General features: G+C 32.5%; 20 protein-coding genes. All 20 read left to right on the top strand.

Annotation, left to right across the window (positions count from 1 at the left end):
* Nucleotides 1-27 precede the first annotated feature (27 nt).
* The 20 genes from recJ to AC6FXG_RS01845 all read left to right on the top strand — a co-directional run bounded on the left by recJ (nt 28) and on the right by AC6FXG_RS01845 (nt 21,901).
* On the top strand, nt 28-1,773 hold the full coding sequence (gene recJ / locus AC6FXG_RS01940; RefSeq protein ID WP_500571342.1) for a single-stranded-DNA-specific exonuclease RecJ: 1,746 nt from the start codon (nt 28-30) through the stop codon (nt 1,771-1,773).
* A 4-nt stretch (nt 1,774-1,777) separates the two neighbouring features.
* Entirely contained in the window at nt 1,778-3,922 is a 2,145-nt protein-coding gene (locus AC6FXG_RS01935; protein WP_500571341.1) for a RelA/SpoT family protein, read from the top strand.
* On the top strand, nt 3,922-4,371 hold the full coding sequence (gene dtd / locus AC6FXG_RS01930; protein WP_075573601.1) for a D-aminoacyl-tRNA deacylase: 450 nt from the start codon (nt 3,922-3,924) through the stop codon (nt 4,369-4,371). The genes AC6FXG_RS01935 and dtd overlap by 1 nt, the downstream gene beginning before the upstream one ends.
* A gap of 45 nt (nt 4,372-4,416) precedes the next feature.
* Nucleotides 4,417-5,208, top strand: coding sequence for a nitroreductase family protein (locus tag AC6FXG_RS01925; protein WP_500571340.1), 792 nt, complete (start codon nt 4,417-4,419; stop codon nt 5,206-5,208).
* Between the two features lie 8 nt (nt 5,209-5,216).
* Nucleotides 5,217-5,870, top strand: coding sequence for a fructose-6-phosphate aldolase (fsa, locus tag AC6FXG_RS01920; protein WP_500571339.1), 654 nt, complete (start codon nt 5,217-5,219; stop codon nt 5,868-5,870).
* Nucleotides 5,871-5,881: 11 nt separating this feature from the next.
* A complete protein-coding gene (gene glpX / locus AC6FXG_RS01915) occupies nt 5,882-6,850 on the top strand; it encodes a class II fructose-bisphosphatase (protein WP_500571338.1) in 969 nt (322 codons plus the stop codon).
* 83 nt (nt 6,851-6,933) lie between these two features.
* Nucleotides 6,934-7,140, top strand: a complete 207-nt coding sequence (gene rpmE / locus AC6FXG_RS01910; protein ID WP_075573605.1) for a 50S ribosomal protein L31 — start codon at nt 6,934-6,936, stop codon at nt 7,138-7,140.
* Nucleotides 7,141-7,196: 56 nt separating this feature from the next.
* Nucleotides 7,197-8,024 carry a peptide chain release factor N(5)-glutamine methyltransferase gene (gene prmC / locus AC6FXG_RS01905; RefSeq protein WP_500571337.1) on the top strand — a complete coding sequence of 276 codons (828 nt, stop codon included), beginning with the start codon at nt 7,197-7,199 and terminating at the stop codon, nt 8,022-8,024.
* A gap of 3 nt (nt 8,025-8,027) precedes the next feature.
* Nucleotides 8,028-9,098 carry a peptide chain release factor 1 gene (gene prfA / locus AC6FXG_RS01900; protein ID WP_075573607.1) on the top strand — a complete coding sequence of 357 codons (1,071 nt, stop codon included), beginning with the start codon at nt 8,028-8,030 and terminating at the stop codon, nt 9,096-9,098.
* Entirely contained in the window at nt 9,098-10,255 is a 1,158-nt protein-coding gene (locus AC6FXG_RS01895; protein ID WP_500571336.1) for a BaiN/RdsA family NAD(P)/FAD-dependent oxidoreductase, read from the top strand. The genes prfA and AC6FXG_RS01895 overlap by 1 nt, the downstream gene beginning before the upstream one ends.
* A 2-nt stretch (nt 10,256-10,257) precedes the next feature.
* Nucleotides 10,258-11,532 carry an NAD(P)H-dependent oxidoreductase gene (locus AC6FXG_RS01890; RefSeq protein ID WP_500571335.1) on the top strand — a complete coding sequence of 425 codons (1,275 nt, stop codon included), beginning with the start codon at nt 10,258-10,260 and terminating at the stop codon, nt 11,530-11,532.
* A gap of 250 nt (nt 11,533-11,782) precedes the next feature.
* Nucleotides 11,783-14,893, top strand: a complete 3,111-nt coding sequence (gene ileS, locus AC6FXG_RS01885; protein WP_500571334.1) for an isoleucine--tRNA ligase — start codon at nt 11,783-11,785, stop codon at nt 14,891-14,893.
* A gap of 9 nt (nt 14,894-14,902) precedes the next feature.
* Nucleotides 14,903-15,655, top strand: coding sequence for a peptidylprolyl isomerase (locus AC6FXG_RS01880; protein WP_500571333.1), 753 nt, complete (start codon nt 14,903-14,905; stop codon nt 15,653-15,655).
* Nucleotides 15,655-16,992, top strand: a complete 1,338-nt coding sequence (locus AC6FXG_RS01875) for a GTP pyrophosphokinase (protein ID WP_500571332.1) — start codon at nt 15,655-15,657, stop codon at nt 16,990-16,992. The genes AC6FXG_RS01880 and AC6FXG_RS01875 overlap by 1 nt, the downstream gene beginning before the upstream one ends.
* A gap of 66 nt (nt 16,993-17,058) precedes the next feature.
* A complete protein-coding gene (locus AC6FXG_RS01870) occupies nt 17,059-17,373 on the top strand; it encodes a DUF1292 domain-containing protein (protein WP_083427695.1) in 315 nt (104 codons plus the stop codon).
* A gap of 46 nt (nt 17,374-17,419) precedes the next feature.
* Complete coding sequence (locus AC6FXG_RS01865) at nt 17,420-17,839, top strand: hypothetical protein (RefSeq protein ID WP_075573613.1); 420 nt, start codon at nt 17,420-17,422, stop codon at nt 17,837-17,839.
* Between the two features lie 16 nt (nt 17,840-17,855).
* Nucleotides 17,856-18,407, top strand: a complete 552-nt coding sequence (locus AC6FXG_RS01860) for a DUF6648 family protein (RefSeq protein WP_075573614.1) — start codon at nt 17,856-17,858, stop codon at nt 18,405-18,407.
* Nucleotides 18,408-18,493: 86 nt separating this feature from the next.
* The gene (locus AC6FXG_RS01855) at nt 18,494-20,659 is read left to right on the top strand and encodes a polyribonucleotide nucleotidyltransferase (RefSeq protein ID WP_500571331.1); all 2,166 of its coding nucleotides are present in this window, start codon (nt 18,494-18,496) and stop codon (nt 20,657-20,659) included.
* Nucleotides 20,652-21,089 (top strand): dUTP diphosphatase, encoded by a 438-nt coding sequence (gene dut, locus AC6FXG_RS01850; RefSeq protein WP_075573616.1) that lies wholly within the window; start codon nt 20,652-20,654, stop codon nt 21,087-21,089. Before AC6FXG_RS01855 ends, dut begins: the two co-directional genes overlap by 8 nt.
* Nucleotides 21,083-21,901: an undecaprenyl-diphosphate phosphatase gene (locus AC6FXG_RS01845; RefSeq protein ID WP_500571330.1), complete on the top strand. Its 819-nt coding sequence runs from the start codon at nt 21,083-21,085 to the stop codon at nt 21,899-21,901. Before dut ends, AC6FXG_RS01845 begins: the two co-directional genes overlap by 7 nt.

Raw genomic sequence — 21,901 nt, 5'->3', positions numbered from 1 at the left:
TATTATTTTTATTTAAGAGGGGACAATATGGAGAAATGGTTTATAAAACAAAAGCATAGGGAAAAATTTCCGAAAACTTCTTTAGACTTACTTACCAAAACTAAATTACAAATTTTATATAACCGTGATATTGTTGATATTAAAGATATTGAAGATTACATTACTGTGCCAGATACACTTTTAAATGATATAAACACTATGAAAAATTATGATATTCTAAAAAGTTATATTGATAAGGCTGTGGAAGAAAATTTAAAGGTATATATTGTTGGTGATTATGACGTTGATGGGATTATGAGCACTTCAATATTTATTAAAACTTTTACTGAACTAGGTATAGATGTTTCTTATAAAATTCCTCATAGGGTTGAAGATGGATACGGAATTAATAGTACTATGGTTAAGGATATTGTAAATGAAGGCGGAGATTTAATAATTACATGTGACAATGGTGTTCAAGCCTTTGATGCTGCTAAGAAAGCTAAAGAATTAGGGATAGATTTAATAATCACAGATCACCATCAAATTAAAAATGAAGATGGAAATGATATCTTGCCTGATGCTCAAGCTGTAATTGATCCTTTAAGAAAGGACTGTAAGTATCCTTTCAAAGATTTATGTGGAGCAGGCATTGTATTTAAAATATGTGTAGATATTTTAAAAAAATACAACAAGTTATCAGTGGATTTATATGATGAATTAATCTCACTTGCTGCCTTTGCTACAATTTGTGATGTGGTTAATTTAATCGGTGAAAATAGATATATTGCTACGAAGGGTATTCTGGCCTTAAGAAGAACAAAAAATATAGGCTTGAATTCTTTAATAGAAGTATCAAGTGTGAATAAAAATCAAATTGACACTTATCATTTAGGGTTTATTTTAGGCCCTAGATTTAATGCAAGTGGTAGGTTAGATACCGCAAGTTTGGGTATAGAATTATTAATTACAAATGATAGTATTAAAGCTGATTCAATTGCAATGGAACTTAATGAACTGAATGAAGAGCGGAAGTCTATGACTGAAGATGCTTTAAAAAAAGTACTTCAGAAAATTAATCCAGAGGATCTTGATGATTTTATTGTTGAATATGTAAAGGGGACCCACGAATCTGTCGCTGGAATTGTTGCTGGTAGGGTTAAGGAAAGGTACCATAGACCAACTATAGTTTTAACAGATGCAAAAAATGGTTTAAAAGGGTCTGGCAGATCTATTGATAATTTCAATATGTTTAAAGCAATTTCTGCATGTAGCTCTTACTTGGATAAGTTTGGTGGCCACGAAATGGCAGCTGGCATTTCAATGCAAGAAGCTAACTTAGAAGAATTTAAATTAGCTCTTAACCAATATGCTAAGGATAATGAAATTGACCTTAGCCGGGAGATTTCAGTTGATGCCTTATTTCCTATAGCCTTGGTTGACCTAAGATTATTGGATATGATTAATTCATTTAGGCCATTTGGTAAGGGTAATCCAGAGCCTTTATTTGCAGATAGGAATTTAACTTTAAAAAACTTCAGAGTTTTTGGAAAGAACAAAAATGTTATTAAATTAGAGTTTGTTACGAATGTTAATACCCCAAGAGAAGCTGTTTTATTTCAAGATGAAGATATATTTTTACAATTTATAAAAGATAATTATAATAATGATATTGCTTATTTATTGAACAATGGAAAAATTACTATGGACATTGTTTATTATCCAAAACTCAACGAGTTTAGGGGTGTAAAAAATGTCGATGTTGTCATAACAAATTATAGAATTGCGAGGTGATAATATGATAGATAATTTATTAAAATCAATTGAGAGCTATAATCCAGATTTTGATAGGGATTTAGTTATAACGGCTTTTGAATATGCTAATAGCCATCACGAAGGACAAAAGAGGAAAAGTGGTGAGCCATATATAATCCATCCAGTTGCAGTTGCAGAGATTTTAGCAAGTCTTAATATGGATACTGCGACTATTTGCGCTGGACTCCTTCATGATACAATTGAAGACACCTCTGCTACCTATGAAGATATTCAAGAAAAATTTGGCACTGATATTGCAAATTTAGTTGAAGGCGTAACAAAAATTAAATCTATCAATTATCAATCCGGTGAAGAATCACAAGCTGAAAATATTAGAAAACTTGTTCTAGCAATGAGTAAGGATATTAGGGTCGTTATAGTAAAACTAGCAGACAGACTTCATAACTTAAGAACTCTAGAATATATGACTGATGAAAAGAGGCAAAGAATTGCCAGGGAAACCTTGGATATTTACGCTCCTTTAGCCCATAGGCTAGGTATATCTAGAATTAAGTGGGAACTTGAAGATCTTTGCCTTAGACATATAGATCCAGATACTTATTATGATTTAGTTGATAAGGTCAACAAAAAAAGAGCTGAAAGAGAATATCAAATTGAGAATATTATTGATCAGCTTAAAGAAAAACTTGATGAACAAAACCTTAAATATTATATAGAGGGCAGACCAAAGAGTTTCTATTCCATTTATAAAAAAATGAAAGATCAAAACAAGTCCTTTGAATCTATATATGACCTTACGGCTGTTAGAATTATCGTTGATACAGTTAACGAGTGCTATACAGCTCTTGGGGTTGTCCATGCTAACTGGAAGCCAATCCCAGGAAGATTCAAGGATTACATTGCTATGCCTAAGCCAAATATGTATCAATCGCTTCATACTACTGTTATGAGTGATGAAGGAGATGTCTTTGAAGTTCAAATTAGGACTTGGGATATGCATAAAACTGCTGAGTACGGTATTGCTGCTCACTGGATGTATAAAGAAAATCTAAAAAATGTAAATTTTGACTCTAATCTAAAATGGTTAAAGCAATTAATGGAATGGCAATCTGATTTAACAGATCCAAAAGACTTTATAGAAACATTAAAGGTGGATTTTTTCAACGATGAAGTTTTTGCTTTTACACCAAACGGAGATGTCGTAGACCTACCTCAAGGTGCTACACCTGTTGACTTTGCATATAGAGTCCATACTGATGTTGGCAATAAATGTATTGGAGCTAAGGTTGATGGGAAGATTGTTCCATTAAATTATAAGTTGGAAAATGGAAATATCGTTGAGATTATAACATCTAAAAATTTAGTAGGTCCAAGTAGAGACTGGTTAAAGTTTGTTAAGAGTAATAGGGCTAGGGGAAAAATTAAATCCTGGTTTAGATCTATTGATAAGGAAGAAAATACAGCTCTAGGCAAAGAAATGCTTTGGAATGAATTAAAGAATTTAAATATTGATGTTCATGAAGCACTTAGCAAAGAAAACATTAAAGATGTTCTAGATTATTTTTCTACAAATGAAATTGATGATTTATATCATTCAATTGGTTATGGCAACTTAAAGCTAGCAAATGTTGTTAATAAAATTAGATTGCAAGTTCAGGATATACTTCCTAAACACAATATACCTAAGGAATTTAACCCAACCAAAGAACATTTTTCTAAATCTCAAAGTTCAATTATAGTAGATGATATTCCTGGTCTAAAAGTAAGAATCTCAAAATGCTGTAATCCTCTTCCAGGCGATAGTATTATTGGCTTTGTAACTAAAGGTCACGGGGTTAGTGTCCACAGGGCTGACTGTCCAAATGCTAATGAGCTCAAAAACCGTCTATCAGAAATTTCCGTTAGATGGAGTAATGAAATTGATGGAGCTTTTATTAGCAATATTGAGGTTAGAGCTACTGATAGAGTAGGTTTATTAAGTGAAGTGGCTGGATTTATGAGAGAACAAAATGCTCAACTTAAAGGATTAAATGCAAAAGTTGAGGATAATGGTGCAGCTACTATCTCTATGACCATTAAAGTAGACAATAAGGGTGAGTTAAACGATCTACTAAGAGATTTAAAACAAATCCCTTCAGTTTTAGATGCTTATAGGAAGATAAACTAATGATTGCAGTTTTACAAAGATGTGACGCTGTAAAGTGCATTATAGATGGGAAAATTAAAAGTGAGACTAACAATAAAACTTTACTTGTGCTGTTGGGAGTAAAAAATGACGATAGCCAAGAGGATGTTGATTTTATTGTTAGAAAAATACCTGAGTTAAGGTTGTTTTCAGATGAAAATGGTAAAATTAATTTAAGTGCTAAAGATGTAGGAGCTAGTTTATTTGTAGTTAGTCAGTTTACCTTGTATGCAAGATGCAGAAAAGGGAGGCGGCCTAACTTTATGGATGCTGCAGGGGCCGAGCTTGGAGAAGAACTTTATAATAAAGTAATTCAGGGCTTAGGTTCTAGCGGCTTAGAAATTCTAACTGGGGAATTTGGAGCAGATATGAACTTATTTTTTAATAATAATGGTCCAGTTACAATAATCTTAGATTCTAGAGAAGATTAGCAATTTTAATAAAAATTTGTTATAATTATGTGGGAGGAATTTATTATGTTAATGAACAATTTTTTGGGCTCAAGAAAGAGCGTAAGACACTTCAAATCAAAATCAATTTCAAAGGCAACAGTTGAAAAAATTAACAACTTAATCAGAGTATTTAATTCTGATAAAGGCAATAGTTTTGCTTTTCACGAAAATGGCAAGGCTATTTATGATGGTCTAAATGGTCATGCTGGATATAACGGTGTAATGATAAGTGCACCTAGCTATATCTCAGTTGATTTTGGTGCATCCTCAGATAGGGAAAAGGTTATCGGCATGTATAATGCTGAAGATATCATAACTTTCTTGGAATCAGAAGGTTTAGGATCCTGCTGGATTGGTTTGTTTGACACTGCTGATGACATTAAGACAAAGGTTTTTGGCAATGAACACAAGGCTAATTTATTGTTAGCTATTGGATATCCAAAGGCAAGAAATCCTTTTGTAGTAGAAGAAGCTAGCGAAAGAAAATCTGTTGATGAAATTGTGTTCGATGGTAGCTTTGATAATCCTGTAGATATCAATATGCTAGAACAAAGAGGTTTGGATGACTTATTTTATTATGTAAGATTTGCTCCTAATACTTTAAATTCACAAACATGGAGATTCCTAATGAAAAACAATTCCGTTGAACTTTACTTAAAAGAGTTTGATGGCAAATATTTCTTTGAAGATGCTGGAATCATAATGTATTATTTTGAAAGATTATACAACATGACCGGCTTCGACAAAAAATTTGAAGTTGAAAAAGAATTTAAAGAAGAAAATGGCATGATTAAGATTGCCACTATAAATTTATAGGATTTAAAATGCGTTTTTTTATCGATACAGCTAATATTGAAGAGATTAAAGATATTGCAAAACTTGGTGTTATTTGTGGAGTTACAACAAACCCAAGCTTGATAGCTAAAGAAGGCAGAGATTTTAAGTCAGTGGTTAAAGAAATAACCGATATTGTTGATGGTCCTATTAGCGCTGAAGTAAATTCCTATGATACTGATGGTATGGTCAAAGAGGCTAGAGAACTTGCCAAGATACATGATAATATTGTTGTAAAAGTTCCTATGACCAAGGAGGCACTAGCGGCTATTAAAATTCTTTCAAAAGAAGGCATTAAAACAAATTGCACCTTGATTTTTTCTCTAAATCAAGCTCTTATGGCTGCTAATGCAGGTGCGACCTATGTAAGTCCTTTTATTGGTAGAATTGATGACATAGGCTATAATGGCATGCAACTTATTGAAGACATAATGCATGTATTTGAAGAGTATGGAATTGAAACAGAGGTAATTGCTGCATCTATTAGAACAGTAAATCATGTTAACGATGCCGCTAAATCTGGATCAGATATTGCTACTATTCCTTATAAGATCTTTAATCAAATGATTAATCATCCGCTAACAGACAAAGGCATAGATAGTTTTAAAAAAGACTGGGAAAAATTTCAAAATGAGATTAAATAAGGGGATAATATATGGATAGAAATTTAGTTATGAATTTAGCAAGAGTAACTGAAGCTGCTGCTTTACGTTCTGCTAAGTATTTAGGAAAAGGCGATAAAAACGCAGCTGATCAAGCTGCTGTAGATGCTATGAGAAAGATGTTTGATACTGTTGATATAAACGGTACAGTTGTAATTGGTGAGGGCGAAATTGATGAAGCCCCTATGCTCTATATTGGAGAAAAGATTGGCCAAAGAAACGATAATTCTCTACATGTAGATATAGCTGTAGATCCTCTTGATGGTACAACTGCAATTGCAAAAGGTATGAGCGATGCAATTTCTGTAGTAGCTGTGGCTCCAGAAGGACATCTTCTTCACGCTCCAGATATGTATATGGAAAAGATTGCCTGTGGTCCAAAAGCTAAAGGAAAAATTTCTATTGAATATCCTATAGAAAAAAATCTTGAAATTTTAGCTAAAGTTCTAAATAAAGATATTTCTGATGTCACAGTTGTTATGCTCGACAGAGAAAGACATATTGAAATTGCAAACCGAATTAGAAAAGCTGGAGCTAGAATTAGATTTATTCAAGATGGTGACGTCTTAGGTGCAATTTCAACTTGCTTTGATAATGTAAGTGGAGATTTGCTAGTTGGTAGAGGTGGGGCACCAGAAGGTGTTTTAGCTGCAGTTGCATTAAAATGTCTAGGTGGATATTTCGAAGGATACTTAACCGCTAGAAACCAAGAAGAAATTGATAGATGTCATAAGATGGGTGTTGAATGTGACAAGATTTACAAAATTGATGACCTAGTAAAAGGTGATGACGCTGCATTTGCTGCAACAGGTGTAAGTCATGGTGAACTTTTAGATGGTGTTAATTATATCGAAAAGAATGTTGCAACAACCGAAACACTTGTCTTAAGAGCTGAAACAGGAACAGTGCGTTTTATACAAGCTAGACATTATTTAGATAAGAAACCTGAATATGCTAAATAAAACTTGCAATTTTCTCGAAAAAGAGATATAATAATATGGTCAAAATTTGTTCTAAATAGATTGATTGGAAAGAGGTGAATATAATGAAACAAGGTATACATCCAGAATTTAAAGAAGTTACAGTAACATGTGCTTGCGGAAACACTTTCACAACTGGTTCAACCAGAGATGAATTAAAAGTAGATGTTTGCTCAGAATGCCATCCATTCTTTACTGGAAAACAAAAGTTCTCCGAACGTGGTGGTAGAGTTGAGAAATTTAAGAAGAGATACGAAAAATCAGGAAAATAAATTAGCTGCGTTTATAGCAGCTCTTTTATTTTATAGGATTCTTTTTTGAGGTGACTATGAAAGTAAATGAAGTCAAAGAAATTGCTTTAAAATATCTTGAAAATATAAATAATAATGAATTTGAAGCCAATTTGTTTATCAGAGATTTTTTTGGACTTTCACTAACTGATATTCATTTTAATAAAGACATAGAATGTTCTCAAGAAGAAATTGATAAGTTTATTGGATTGTTAGATATAAGAGCTAGCGGATGCCCTTATAATTACATCTTTAAATATAAAGAATTTTATAATAGGAGATTTTATGTAGACGAGAGAGTTTTGATACCAAGGCCAGAGACTGAATTATTAGTTGAAGAATGTATAAATTATTATAAAGGCAAAACTATTGATAGGTATTTGGACTTATGTACAGGCAGTGGCTGCATAGGAATAAGTTTAGCTAGTGAGCTGGATATAAAAAGTGTTACTCTTGCTGATATCTCTAAAGATTCGTTAGAAGTTGCAAAAAAGAATGCGTATATATATAATATAGATGCAGACTTTATTGAGTCTGACTTGTTTTCGAACATAGTTGGTGAATTTGATTTAATTACTATTAATCCACCTTATGTTCCGCTTAATAGAAAGAGAATTCTAGATAAAACTGTTATCGATTATGAACCGAATTTAGCTTTATTTGCAGACAATGATGGTTTATCGATTATAAAAAAATTCATTCAAGAATATGATAAGTATTTGACAGATGATGGTTTAGTTCTTATGGAATTTGACGAGAGTCAAGGAGATGCAATTTCGAAATTGTTAGAAGAAAAGAAAGTTAATTTTAAAATTTATAAAGATTATTCTAATATGGATAGATTTGTTGTCATGGGAGGGAGATAGGACTTGTTAGAAAAATTAAAAGGTATTGAAGATAGGTATGAAGAACTTAATAAAATGATCATGGATCCTGACCTTGTCAATGATCTTGAAAAGTATCAGGAGGTTATGATTGAACATTCCAATCTAACTGAAATTGTTGAAGTAATCAAAGAATATAAAAAATGCCTAGAAGACTTAGAAAATACTAAGGAGCTTTTGGGTGAAAGTTTAGATGATGATTTAAAGGAAATGGCCAAAGAAGAGCTTAAGGAGCTTGAAGAAAAAGAAGAGACATTAGAAACTCAAGTAAAAACTCTCTTAATTCCTAAAGATCCTAACGATGATAGAAACGTTATAGTTGAAATTCGTGCAGGTACAGGTGGAGATGAAGCTGCTTTATTTGCTGGTGATTTATTTAGAATGTATTGTCGTTATGCTGAAAGACATAGATGGACTGTTGACGTAATGAGCATTAACGAAATTGGTATTGGCGGATACAAAGAAGCCATTTTTATGATCAACGGTAAGGGTGCTTACTCAAAACTAAAACATGAATCAGGTGTTCATAGGGTTCAAAGAGTCCCAGAGACGGAAAGTGGCGGAAGAGTTCATACTTCTGCTGCAACTGTTGCAGTTTTGCCTGAAGCCAGAGATGTTGAAATCGAAATTGATGAAAAAGATTTAAAAATTGACGTATATAGATCTGGTGGACACGGCGGACAATCAGTTAATACTACAGACTCTGCTGTTAGAATCACATATTTGCCTGAAAATCTTGTTGTTGCTTGTCAGGATGAAAGAAGTCAGCTTAAGAATAAGGAAAAAGCTATGAAAATCTTGAAATCCAGACTCTACGATTTAAAGCTTCAAGAAGAAGAAAAGAAGATGGCTGATATGAAGAGAAATCAAGTGGGATCTGGTGATAGATCTGAAAGAATCAGGACTTATAATTTCCCACAAGGAAGAATTACAGACCACAGAATTAACAAAACGATTTATCAATTGCAAGACTTCCTAGACGGTGATCTTGATGATATGATTGAATCCATCATAACTTATTATCAAGCCGAAGCTTTGCAAGCCATGGAAAAATAATGGACATAGCTGTTGTAGGTGGTGGAGTTTCAGGTGTTGTAAGCGCTATTGAGCTCTCTAAGCTTGGTCATAAAGTAAGTATATATGAAAAGACAGATCGTCTCTTAAAAAAACTTTTAATAACAGGAAATGGTCGATGCAATTTTTCAAATAAGAATATTTCTAGAGAAAATTTTCATGGCAATAAAAGTTTTTTAGATAAAGTTTATACTGACGAATTTATTGATGCCAGAGAGTATATAATAAATCTTGGGATAATACCTTATTTGGATGAAAGAAATAGATTTTATCCAATGAGCCTTCAAGCTCAATCAGTTGTAGAAGCCTTGCTTAAAGAAGTAGAAGACAGAGATATTGATTGCTTTTTTAAATCCGAAGTTATTTCTATAAATAAGAATAAAAAATTCACCATTAAAACTAAGGATACTAGCAAGGATTATGATAGAGTTATTTTTTCTGCTGGTTCAATGAGTTATCCAAGTACTGGTACCGATGGTAGTCAATATAAGTTGGTCGAAGATTTGGGCCATACCAAGACAAAATTGTACCCAGGTATAGGGCCCTTAATTGCCGATATTCCTTTTTCTAAAGAATTAAAAGGCTTGAGATTAAATGCGACAGTTTATGCAGGTGATAAATCTTGTAATGGAGACCTCTTATTTACTGAAAATGGCATCAGTGGTAATAGTATTTTTGAATTATCGTCCTATATCTTAAGGGAGAAGATCGATAAGATATATATTGACTTTTTGCCTTTAGTTGATTTAGATGATTTAAAAATTATATTAAAGCTAAGACAAGACAAGTTAAATGATGTTGATTCAAAATGGTTTTTAAATGGCATTATTCACAAGAGACTTTATAAAGTTTTCTTTAAAATGCTTAATGTAAAAACTACTAAAGATATTGATATTGACAAACTATGTAAGCTTATTAAAAACTATGAAGTTAGTAATATTAGAGCAGGTTCTTGGGCCCTTAGTCAAATTACTGTTGGTGGAATTAATACAGATGAAATTGACACGAACCTTGAATCCAAAATCCATAAAGGCATCTACTTTACAGGTGAAGTATTAGATGTTGATGGGGATTGTGGTGGATATAACTTAACTTGGGCTATATATTCTGCTTTACTAGTTGCTAAGATGTTGAGGTAATTATGCAAGTATTACTTAAAAGGTTAAATGAATATTATGGGGATGGCAAGGAGATAAATGTTTTTGTAATTGGAACTGGATTTATGGGGTCATCTTTAGTAGCTCAATTAAATCTTATTGATGGATTCAAGTGCAATATTATTTATAACAGAACTTATTCCAAGGCTATAGAAACATTTTTGTCTTGTGGAGTCGAAAAAGAATCTATTCATACTATTAATAAAAAAGAAGATTACAATTCACAAGGCTTTTTTATTCCAAATGATCCCTATGAATTTATAGATCTAGATCAAATTGATGTTATTGTAGATGCAACTGGATCGACTTATGAAGGAGCAAAGATTGCTTATGCTGCTATAAAGGCCAAAAAACATTTGGTCAGTCTCAACGTAGAATGCGATGTTGTGATCGGACCTATTTTATCTAAGATGGCAAAAGAGGCTGGTGTTTGTTATACCGGCATTGCTGGAGATGAGCCGGGCAGTGTGAAAGAGCTCTTTGACTTTGCCGAGTTTTTAGGATTTGAAGTAATGGCCATAGGCAAGGGCAAAAACAATCCACTGGATTTATCGGCTAATAATGAAAGCGTATATGAAGAGGCTAAAGCTAAAGGACTTTCTCCTTATATGCTAGCTACTTTTGTTGATGGTTCCAAAACCATGGAAGAGTTAACCATGATGTGTAATTCAACTGGTTTCAAACCAGATATAATCGGAGCTCACGGTATAAAATCAGACTTAAAAGACTTAGACCAGAAACTTCGGATTAAATCTGAAGGAGGCTTATTAAATAATTACAAGGTTGCTGATTTTGTTTTTGGTATAGCTCCAGGCGTCTTTATTATGGTCAAAGCTAAACATGATCTAATTGATTATGAGATGAGATTTTTAAAGATTGGCCAAGGTCCATATTATATTTTATATAGACCATTTCATTTAACTAGTATCGAAGTTCCTATCACAATTGCACAAGCATTTTTTTATAATACGCCTACAATAAGTCCACGAAGTGATAAGCCTTTTGCAGATACAGTAGCTGTTGCAAAAGTTGATTTAAAGGCTGGAGATAATCTTGGCAGACCTGGTGGCAAGGCAGCTTATGGAACAATTACTACTTATGAGGATTCAATTAAGAGAAATCTTTTACCTTATGGCTTTATATCTGTTGACACAATTCTCGTTAATGATATAAAAAAAGGAGACTTTATAACTTATGATGATGTTATAATTCCAGAGTCTAAGCTTTATGATTTAAGAAGAGAAATGGATGGAAAATAACTCAAAACAGGTTGACAAAAATTAAATTATATGTTGTAATATATACAAGAAGACCGCATGGTGAATGTAGTTTTATAGAGAGCGATTATAGGTGGAAATTCGTAAACTAATCACTATGGAATCAGCTTCTGTTTACCTTCGGGCGTGAGTTAAGCGTTAATTACATTTAAGTGTGCATTTGCAAACGAAGGTGGTACCGCGGAAATTTCGTCCCTCGATTATTCGAGGGGCTTTTTTATTAGGAGGTTATATGAAAAAATTTACACCGTTAGAAAATATACCGGTAAAAGAAAGAGAAGAAAAGATTTCTAAATATTGGAAGGAAATCGATTTACTTCACGAGAGTTTAAAAACAAGAGAAGACGGTCCTAAATATATTTTTTATGAAGGACCACCAACAGCTAATGGTAAACCAGGTATTCACCACGTAGTTTCTAGAACTCTAAAAGATATGACCTGTAGACACAAGGTTATGAAAGGTTATTATGTAGAGAGAAAAGCTGGTTGGGATACCCACGGTCTTCCTGTAGAAATTGAAGTCGAAAAGAAATTAGACTTACACAACAAAAAAGATATTGAAGCCTATGGAATTAAGGCTTTTAATGAACAATGTAAGGATTCTGTTTTCCAATATGAATCTCTTTGGAGACAAATGACCGAGAGAATGGGTTATGAAATAGACTTAGACAATCCTTATGTTACTTTCCACAATGATTATATTGAATCAGTTTGGCATATTATTGACAAAATGTTTAAAGATGGGCTTTTATATGAAGGACACAAAATTTTACCATACTGCCCAAGATGTGGAACTGGTTTAGCTTCACACGAAGTTGCCCAAGGTTATGAAAACATTACAACCACAACTGCATATGTAAAATTCAAGAGAAAAGATAAAGATGAGTATTTTATAGCATGGACCACAACACCATGGACATTACCATCAAACGTAAGCTTGACTGTTAACGCAGATGTTGATTATGTGTTACTTAAAAACAATGACAACGATGAATTATACTGGATGGCCAAAGATCTAGTTACAGATGTACTAAAAGGCGTAACAGAAGATTATGAGATAATTAAAACTGTGAAGGGAACAGACCTTGAAGGTCTTGAATATGAACAACTGATCCCAATGCTTGAAGCTGACAAAAAAGCTTTTTATATTACTCTTGCTGATTACGTTACAATTACAGACGGTACTGGTATAGTTCATACAGCTCCTGCTTTTGGGGAAGATGACTATAATACAGGTAGAAGATATGATTTACCAGTTTTCAACCCTGTAAATGAAGAGGGCAAATTTAATGTCGGTAAATGGGGAGGTATGAATGTATTTGATGCCGATCCGGAAATATTAAATTATTTAAAAGAAGAGGGAAAACTTTTAAGAAGACAAAAGGTCGATCACAATTATCCACATTGCTGGAGATGTCATACACCTTTAATTTACTATGCAAAGCCATCTTGGTATATTGAGGTCACAAAGTTTAAAGATAAGCTAATTGAGGCTAATAACGACGTTAAATGGTATCCTGAATTTGTCGGTGAAAAGAGATTCGGTAATTGGCTAGAAAATTTAAATGACTGGGCCTTATCTAGAAACAGATACTGGGGTACTCCACTTCCAATTTGGAAATGTGAAGATTGTGGAGAAACTATAAGCATTGGCAGCAGAAAAGAATTAGTAGAGAAATCTATAGAAAATATTGATGAGACAATTGACTTGCACAGACCTTATGTTGATGATTGCCATATTAAGTGCAGCAAGTGCGGTGGCAAGATGTCCAGATATAAGGATGTTATTGATGTATGGTTTGATAGCGGAAGTATGCCTTTTGCACAAAGACATTATCCTTTTGTTAAAGACGATGACTTTTTTAACCATTATCCAGCTGATTTTATTTGTGAAGGTATCGACCAAACTAGGGGTTGGTTTTACTCAATGCTCGCAATAGGGACGTATATGACAGGTAAATCGCCTTACAAATCTGTTTTAGTAAACGATTTGGTTCTAGATAAATACGGCAAGAAAATGAGTAAGTCTAGGGGAAATACTCTTGATCCATTCGATATATTTGATAGGTATGGAGCTGACGTTGCTAGATTCTACGCCGTTTATGTTTCAGTTCCTTGGCTACCAACAAAATATGATGAGGATGGCCTAAAAGAAGTTGAATCTAAATTCATTAGAAGTTTAAGAAACGTTTATACATTCTTCTCCTTATATGTAAATAGTGAAAATGTTAAACCAGATGAACTAAACATTTCAATAAGCGAAAGAGATGAGTTGGATAAATGGATAATTTCCAGGCTAAATTCTCTAATTGATTTAGTTGAAGAAAATATAGATATTTTTGAGCTTACAAAAGTTTCTAAGGCACTAGTTGATTTTGTAGTTGAAGACTTATCTAACTGGTATATTAGAAGATCTAGAAGACGCTTCTGGGGAGAAGATTCAAAGAGTAAAGATTCTGCATTCTTAACAACATATGAAGTTCTCTTAACAATCTCTAAGTTAATTGCACCATTTACTCCATTTATAGCTGAAGAACTTTATCAACATTTAACTGATGGTAAATCTGTTCACTTAGAAGATTATCCAGTAGTTAATAAAGACCTAATCGATACAGAATTAGAAACAAAAATTGATTTGGTTAGAACAATTGTTTCGCTTGGAAGAGCTGGTCGTGAAAAAGAAAACATTAAAGTTAGACAGCCAATAGCATCAATGATTGTTGATAATAAATATAAAGACAAGGTGCATGACCTAGAATCATTGATTAAAGAAGAATTAAATGTTAAAGAAATAATTTATTCTTCAAATGTATCTGATTATATGAACTATGAAGTAAAACCTAACTTTAAACTTGCTGGACCAGTATTCGGTAAATCAGTTGGTAAATTTGCACAATACTTGCAAAAATCTGACAAAGCTAAGTTAATTGAAGAAATTGAAAACAAGGATTTAGATATTGATTTAGATGGCCAAACATATACAATAAATAAGGACTACTTGGATATTCGTGTAAGTGCAAAAGATGGCTATGACGTTCAAGTTGAAAACGGTGTATATGTGCTATTGGATACAGTTTTAACTGATGATTTAATAAACGAAGGTTATGCTAGAGAGTTTATATCAAAAATTCAACAAGAAAGAAAACGCTTGGACTTAAATATAAGTGATAGAATTGAAATCAAATACGAAGCAAACGACAACTTCTCAAATGCTCTAGACAAGTATACAGAAGAGATTATGTCTGAAACTCTTGCTGTAGAGTTAAATAGGGATGCACTCGATGTAGAAGCTGTTGATATGAACGATAACATGGTTAAATTCAAAATTGAAGTAAGTAAATAGGAGGTAACAATGACAGATATTAAAGTGATAGCCAAGGTAGGAAATAAGGAATTTACAAATGAGGATTTTCAAAGGTTTCTATCAAGCCTTGATCCTAATATTGTAAGGCATTTTATGAATGAAGAAAATGGATTTGAAACAATTCTAAAGGAAATGCTTAATCAAGAATTGATGCTCCATTATGCTGAAGATGAAAATCTAGAAGATGATGAAGAATTCCAAAGAGTTTTTAAAACTACAAAGGAAAATCTTCTAAAGAACTATGCCTATCAAAAAATAATTACTAGCGCTCCAGAGCCAACGGAAGAAGAAATAAAAGAATATTTTGAAGCCCATAAAAAAGATCTGGAAAAAACTTTTGTAAACGCTAGCCATATCTTGGTTGAAGATGAAGAGCTAGCCAAAGATATCAAAGCAAAGATTGATAAAGGTGAAAATTTTGAAGAACTAGCTAAGGAATATTCAACTTGTCCGTCAAAAGACAAGGGAGGCAATCTAGGAGATTTTTGCCAAGGTCAAATGGTTCCAGAGTTTGATGAAGTAGTATTTAAAATGAAAGAAGGAGAAGTTGCAGGCCCTGTTCAAACTCAATTTGGTTTTCATGTAATCAAATTAAATAAGATTAATGCAACTCAAAATCCTGACCTTGATACAGCAAGAGAAAATATAATTGTTGAATTAAAACGCGTAAAGCAATTAAATGCTTATCAAAATAAGGTTGAAGAATTAAAAGAGGAGTATCCAGTAGAGATTTTATTATAATGCAACTAGAATTATTTAGATTTATTGATGAATCTATTGATTTATTAAACTCAAATTTAGATGAATTACTATCTGTGGAAAAACTTATAGATGAATTTTTCACAAATACTTTCTCTACAAAGGATCATTTTATGGATGTTAAATCTAGAGTTAAAGAGGAGTCGAGCCTAAAGGAAAAAATAATTAGGAATAACCTCTTTATGCAATATGATTCTCCAGAAGATCTTTTGAATAATCTATCGGATTTAATTGGTGTAAGAATTGAGTGCAGGTTCATTGGAGATGAAAAAAGAATATACAGAGAGATAACCAATCTTTTTAGAATTAAAAATGATAATGGACTCTATTCTTCATACCTAAATGAAAATATTTTCTTAAATCTAGATGAAGAGCAGCCCACACTTCAAAAGAACGGCTTCCAAATATATAAAATAGATGGTAAGTATTTGTACGAAGGAAAATCATATAATTTTGAGCTACAGATAAAAAGTTTAGTTAACTTATTCTGGGGTGAAATAGATCATAAGATTTTATATAAAAATTTCAATTACTCAGGAACAGAAATGTTCTTATCAGAGATCATGAGCTCAATCAAAGAAAACTTAGAGATGATTGATAGAGAACTTATGATGCTTTATAATCATTTAAATGAACCTACAAACAATGTTTCTGAAAATGTTATGAAGGAGATAAGAACAAGTCTATCTAAAGGTTTAAATGATATATACTACCAAAAAGTTAGGAATGAATTTGGTTTTCCTGTTGATTTTAAACTAACAAGCAACACCATTATTAACTATCTATTTATGAAGATTCCTGAAAAGGATGAGGCATATATAAATGAGTTTATAAGAATACTAAATCGTTTAAAGTTTTTAGATTCAAAATATATTGACCTAAAAAAACAAATTGAATTTCCGGTAGATTTAAAATTTCAAGATCCTTTTATCAGTTCGATAGGCAATAAACTTTCTGAAATAATTAACATAGATTTTTCATGGAATTTATTTTTTAGAATACTTTTTGATCTTGAAGAGGGAAGTTCAGAGCAAATTATAACGAATTTATTAGTTTTCTTAAAAAACAGGTATAGTGAAGTTATAAATGTTGCGTTTTCAAACTTTGAACTTACAGATAAAAATAAATTTGAAATAAATAAATATACTATGGGTTTAATTGCTGATAGGTTTAATGCTACAAGCTCTATTAAGCTAATATCAGATAAATCTCTAGCTCAAACTCATAATATAGTTAAAAATTCAATTATAGAAGCTGTTGATATATGGGATGTTGATGAGATAAAATCACTTATCAAACAAAAATTTGATAATTTATAAAAGTAGAGTAGATTTTTACAGACTTTACTGTTATAATAAAAATAGTATTAGAAATAGGAGGAGACTATGGATAAAAAACATGAACATGGATGTGGCTGTGAAGACGGTTGCTGCTGCGAAGATGAGATGCAAGAATACGAAACAGTTACTTTAACTTATGATAATGGAGATAGTGAAGACTTTGCTGTTATAGATCAGTTTGAGATTGATGGCAATGAATATGTTGCTTTATTGGCAGTAGAGGAAGATAGTCCTCTTGGAGAAGATATTGTTATTTTCAAATATATTGAAGGTGAAGACAACAACTTTACCCTTGAAATTATTGAAGATGATGATGAATTTGAAAAGGCTTGCGACTACTTTGAATCTTTAACTGATTAATACAAGTTACATTTGGGTAGCTATTTAATAAGAATAGGAGGTTACTATGGTAAAGTTTATTTTAGGAGCAAAAGGATCAGGCAAAACAAAATGGCTGATTGACAATGCAAACGAAGACAACAAGTCAGGCAACGGAAATATTGCATTTATTGATGTGGATGATGAACACATATTTAGTCTTGATTACAATGTAAGACTAATCAACGCAGGAGACTATGGTGTAAAGGATTTAGCTGGATTCTATGGTTTCTTAAGCGGAATGCTTGCAATGGACTACGATTTGGAAAAAATTTATGTAGATAGTATATATAAATTAATTCCTTTAAAGTCTGAAGAACTTGTTGATTTTTATAACGAATTAAATAGAATTGCTGAAAAATCTGAATGCAAGATCTATTTAAACCTTGGTTTTGAATTAAACGAAATTCCAGATGAACTAAAGGATAATTCAGAAGAGGTTAAGTAATTAGAAAGGAACACAATTGCTATATAGAAATAAAAAGGGTCTATTTGAAAGCTTTTTTGAAAACAGATCCTTTTTGATTGCACAATTAGAAAGCGGCGACTTAACTAAATCTCAATTTTTGGATGCAAATTTAGAGTACTTAAACCGAATAGGCGCCAAACCATTTGTAAAGTTGGACTCAATGGAGAAGGGCATATTTAATTATCAGTACTACAATATAATGGCCAAATATTATACAGCCAATGCATACGAGATAGAGTTAAGAGGCAAGCACCAAAAACTTGCTATGAGTTTTAGAAATAAAGCTAATGATCAATATCATAAAAAAAATATTACTATTTCTAAGATGTTAAAGCTTGTTAATTATGAAAATGTGGATTCATATTATGTAAAATCCAAAAGCAAAAAACTTAATAATGTCTTATATGAAATAGTTTTTTATGATTATAAGGAAGCGATTTTTCATTCAACGGCAGATTGGCTTTTAACAATTTTAAAAGAGAATGATTGCTTTATAGAGGGTAAATATAAATCGCTTATTGACGATTATATTAACACAAGATATTAACGCCATTTATATGGCGTTTTTTATTTATAAATCTAGCAATTTAAATGTCTTTATGTTATAATATTATGAGAGAAATAGGAGGAAAGATGGAAAGAATTTTTAAAACCGACCTAGCGGGTCGAGAATTATCTGTATCGATTGGAAAGTATGCAGAGCAAGCAAACGGCGCATGTTTTGTAAGATATGGAGATACAGTATTACTTGTAACTGCTACAAGCTCAAAAACACCAAGAGAGGGTATTGACTTTTTCCCTCTAAGCGTTGAATACGAAGAAAAATATTATGCTGCAGGTAAAATCCCTGGAGGATTTATTAAGCGTGAAGGTAGACCAAGTGAGCATGCTATTTTGACTGCAAGATTAATTGATAGGCCTTTGAGACCACTTTTCCCAGAGGGATATAGAAACGATGTTCAAATCATTGCAAGTCTATTATCGAATGATCCAACTTGTTCAAGCCAAGTTGCTGCTATGATTGGATCTAGCATTGCGCTTAGCATTTCTGATATTCCTTTTAATGGGCCCATTGCTGCAGTTCAAATGGGATACATCAATAATGAATATGTTGTAAATCCATCAGCTGATGAGTTAGAGAAATCCGATTTAAATCTAACTGTTGCTGGAACACATGAAGCTATTATGATGGTTGAATCTGGTTCTAATGAATTAAGTGAAGATGTAGTTCTTGAAGCTATTTTAAAAGCCCATGATGAGATTAAAAAAATTACTGAATTTATTTCTGAGATTGCTAGAGAAGTTGGCAAAGAAAAACAAGAATATACTGTATTCGAAGTTAAAAAAGAAGTAGAAGAAAAGATAAATTCAAATTATAGAGAAGCTATGATTCAAGCTATGAATCATCCAGACAAAATGGAAAGACTCAAACAATCATCAGAATTAATTGATAGAATAAAAGATGAAATGGGAGAAGAATTTCCTGATGATAGGGCAAGTATAAGTGCCGCCATAGATCAATTACAATATAATGAAGTACGTTGTCAAATTTTAGTAGATGGAATACGCCCTGATTTAAGAGCATTTGATGAAATTAGACCGCTGAGTGCTGAAGTAGGAATCCTTCCTAGAACACACGGTTCAGGTTTATTTAAACGTGGACAAACACAGGTACTAAGCGTTGCAACACTTGGAGTAAGTGACGACGCTCAAGTGATTGATGGGATGCTTGATGAATATGAGAAAAAATATATTCACCACTATAACTTCCCACCATATAGCGTTGGGGATACCAGACCATTAAGATCTCCTGGCAGAAGAGAAATTGGCCATGGTGCCTTAGCAGAAAGGGCTTTAATCCCTGTGCTTCCTTCAGAAGAAGAATTCCCATACACAATTAGAGTTGTATCTGAAGTATTGAGTTCAAATGGATCCAGCTCACAAGCTAGTGTTTGCGGTTCAACACTCGCTCTTATGGATGCAGGTGTACCGATTAAAAAACCAGTTGCTGGTATTGCTATGGGCCTTATTTCAGGAGATGACGGTAAAAAAGTTATTTTAACTGATATTCAAGGACTAGAAGACCATCTTGGAGATATGGACTTCAAAGTTGCAGGTACTCGTGACGGTATTACTGCTCTTCAAATGGATATTAAAATATCAGGTATCGATAGATCTGTATTAGAAAAGGCTCTTGCACAAGCTAAAGTGGCAAGGATGCAAATTCTTGATGTAATTCATGGTGCAATTGCAGAGCCTCGTAAGGAAATTTCAAAATACGCTCCAAGGCTTATTCAAATGTCAATTCATCCTGATAAAATCAGAGAAGTTATTGGGCCTGGCGGAAAAGTTATTAATCAAATTATCGCCGAAACTGGTGTAAAGATTGACATTGAAGATGATGGATCAGTAATCATTGCAAGTGTTGATTCCGAAATGGGAGAAAAAGCAAAATCAATTATTGAAAATATTATCAAAGATGTCGAAGTTGGCGAAGTATACGAAGGTACCGTAACAAAAATTATGAAATTTGGCGCATTTGTTGACGTTTTAAATGGCAAGGAAGGCCTACTGCACATTTCCCAAATTGATAATAAGAGAATTAATGAAGTTGAAGATATACTAAAGACCGGTGATAAAGTTACAGTTAAGGTAATTGGCATTGATAATGACGGTAAAATAGATCTTTCTAGGAAAGTTTTACTAAAGGATTCAGATAGTGATGAAAATCAAGAGAAATCTGAAGGTCAACAACACAGAAGACAAAGATACACCAGAGACAGGAGCAAAAATGACTAAGGTCAAAATTGTAAACAAGAGTAATAATGATATTCCTCAGTATGCAACAAGCGGTTCAGCTGGTATGGATATAAGAGCTTTCTTAGACGAGACTGTCATTATTAAAGCTGGTGAATTTAAGCTTATACCTACAGGTATTTATGTTGAAATACCTGTAGGCTATGAGATACAAATAAGAGCAAGATCTGGGCTTGCAATCAAGTCCGGTATTTGCCTTATAAATGGAATAGGAACTATCGACGCTGACTACAGAGGAGAAATTGGTGTGGGTTTGGTTAATTTATCCAAAGAAGATTTTGTCGTCAATAATGGCGATAGAATAGCACAGATGGTTCTAAACAAATATGAAACCATTGATTTTGAATTGGTTGATGATTTATCCAAGACAGAACGTGGTGATGGAGGATTTGGTTCAACAGGAATATGTTAGAATTTCTAAAGATGATATTAATGGGAATAATCCAAGGTGTGGCAGAATTTTTGCCAATTTCAAGCTCTGGTCACTTGGTTGTGTTTGAAAAACTTTTAAATATACAAGAACCAGGTTTATTTGTTGCGCAGATGCTTCACTTTGGAACTTTTATTTCCGTTTTCATTGTTTTTTTCAATGATATAAAAAATATAATAATTGAATTTTTTAAAATGATTTATATGCTAATAAAGAGGGAAAAGTTTAAAATTAATTCTTACCAAAAATTAGCTTTGTTAATACTTGTAGCATCTGTACCAACTGCTATCATTGCACTATGCTTTGAAGATGTTTTTAAGGTATATTACACAAATTTAAAATCAATTTCCCTTATGTTCTTAATAACAGCTATCCTATTATTTGTAACTGACAAATATAAAGGAAAAGGGAAGTCTGCACATAGCTTAAATTATTTATCTGCTATTGGTATTGGTATGGTACAAGGCCTTGCAATAATGCCTGGAATAAGTAGGAGTGGATCAACAATTTTTGCTGGTACTATCTTAGACTTAGATAAAAATGAAGCTGCTAAATTTTCGTTTTTAATTAGTTTACCTGCTACCTTTGGTGCATTTTTATTTGGCCTTAAAGATGCTTTAAAGTCAGGTGCTGAAGTTAGTTTTAGTTTAAATATTATTGTTGGTATGATAACTTCAATGATTGTTGGCGTTATAGCAATTAAATTTTTACTAAGTTTATTAGACAAAAACAAAATGTCTTATTTTTCAATTTATTTATTATTTATTTCAATAATTACGTTTATAATAGGGTGA

The organism is Ezakiella massiliensis (assembly GCF_059862345.1).
Note: the sequence above shows the minus strand (reverse complement) of the source record. Positions and strands in the feature narration are given on the sequence as shown.

Coding starts and splice junctions, on each gene's coding strand:
- AC6FXG_RS01855 (WP_500571331.1), top strand. CDS start 18,494: ATGGAAAGAATTTTTAAAACCGACCTAGCGGGTCGAGAATTATCTGTA.
- dut (WP_075573616.1), top strand. CDS start 20,652: ATGACTAAGGTCAAAATTGTAAACAAGAGTAATAATGATATTCCTCAG.
- prmC (WP_500571337.1), top strand. CDS start 7,197: ATGAAAGTAAATGAAGTCAAAGAAATTGCTTTAAAATATCTTGAAAAT.
- AC6FXG_RS01865 (WP_075573613.1), top strand. CDS start 17,420: ATGGTAAAGTTTATTTTAGGAGCAAAAGGATCAGGCAAAACAAAATGG.
- AC6FXG_RS01845 (WP_500571330.1), top strand. CDS start 21,083: ATGTTAGAATTTCTAAAGATGATATTAATGGGAATAATCCAAGGTGTG.
- rpmE (WP_075573605.1), top strand. CDS start 6,934: ATGAAACAAGGTATACATCCAGAATTTAAAGAAGTTACAGTAACATGT.
- AC6FXG_RS01935 (WP_500571341.1), top strand. CDS start 1,778: ATGATAGATAATTTATTAAAATCAATTGAGAGCTATAATCCAGATTTT.
- ileS (WP_500571334.1), top strand. CDS start 11,783: ATGAAAAAATTTACACCGTTAGAAAATATACCGGTAAAAGAAAGAGAA.
- AC6FXG_RS01875 (WP_500571332.1), top strand. CDS start 15,655: ATGCAACTAGAATTATTTAGATTTATTGATGAATCTATTGATTTATTA.
- recJ (WP_500571342.1), top strand. CDS start 28: ATGGAGAAATGGTTTATAAAACAAAAGCATAGGGAAAAATTTCCGAAA.
- AC6FXG_RS01925 (WP_500571340.1), top strand. CDS start 4,417: ATGTTAATGAACAATTTTTTGGGCTCAAGAAAGAGCGTAAGACACTTC.
- AC6FXG_RS01890 (WP_500571335.1), top strand. CDS start 10,258: ATGCAAGTATTACTTAAAAGGTTAAATGAATATTATGGGGATGGCAAG.
- AC6FXG_RS01895 (WP_500571336.1), top strand. CDS start 9,098: ATGGACATAGCTGTTGTAGGTGGTGGAGTTTCAGGTGTTGTAAGCGCT.
- glpX (WP_500571338.1), top strand. CDS start 5,882: ATGGATAGAAATTTAGTTATGAATTTAGCAAGAGTAACTGAAGCTGCT.
- AC6FXG_RS01880 (WP_500571333.1), top strand. CDS start 14,903: ATGACAGATATTAAAGTGATAGCCAAGGTAGGAAATAAGGAATTTACA.
- AC6FXG_RS01870 (WP_083427695.1), top strand. CDS start 17,059: ATGGATAAAAAACATGAACATGGATGTGGCTGTGAAGACGGTTGCTGC.
- dtd (WP_075573601.1), top strand. CDS start 3,922: ATGATTGCAGTTTTACAAAGATGTGACGCTGTAAAGTGCATTATAGAT.
- fsa (WP_500571339.1), top strand. CDS start 5,217: ATGCGTTTTTTTATCGATACAGCTAATATTGAAGAGATTAAAGATATT.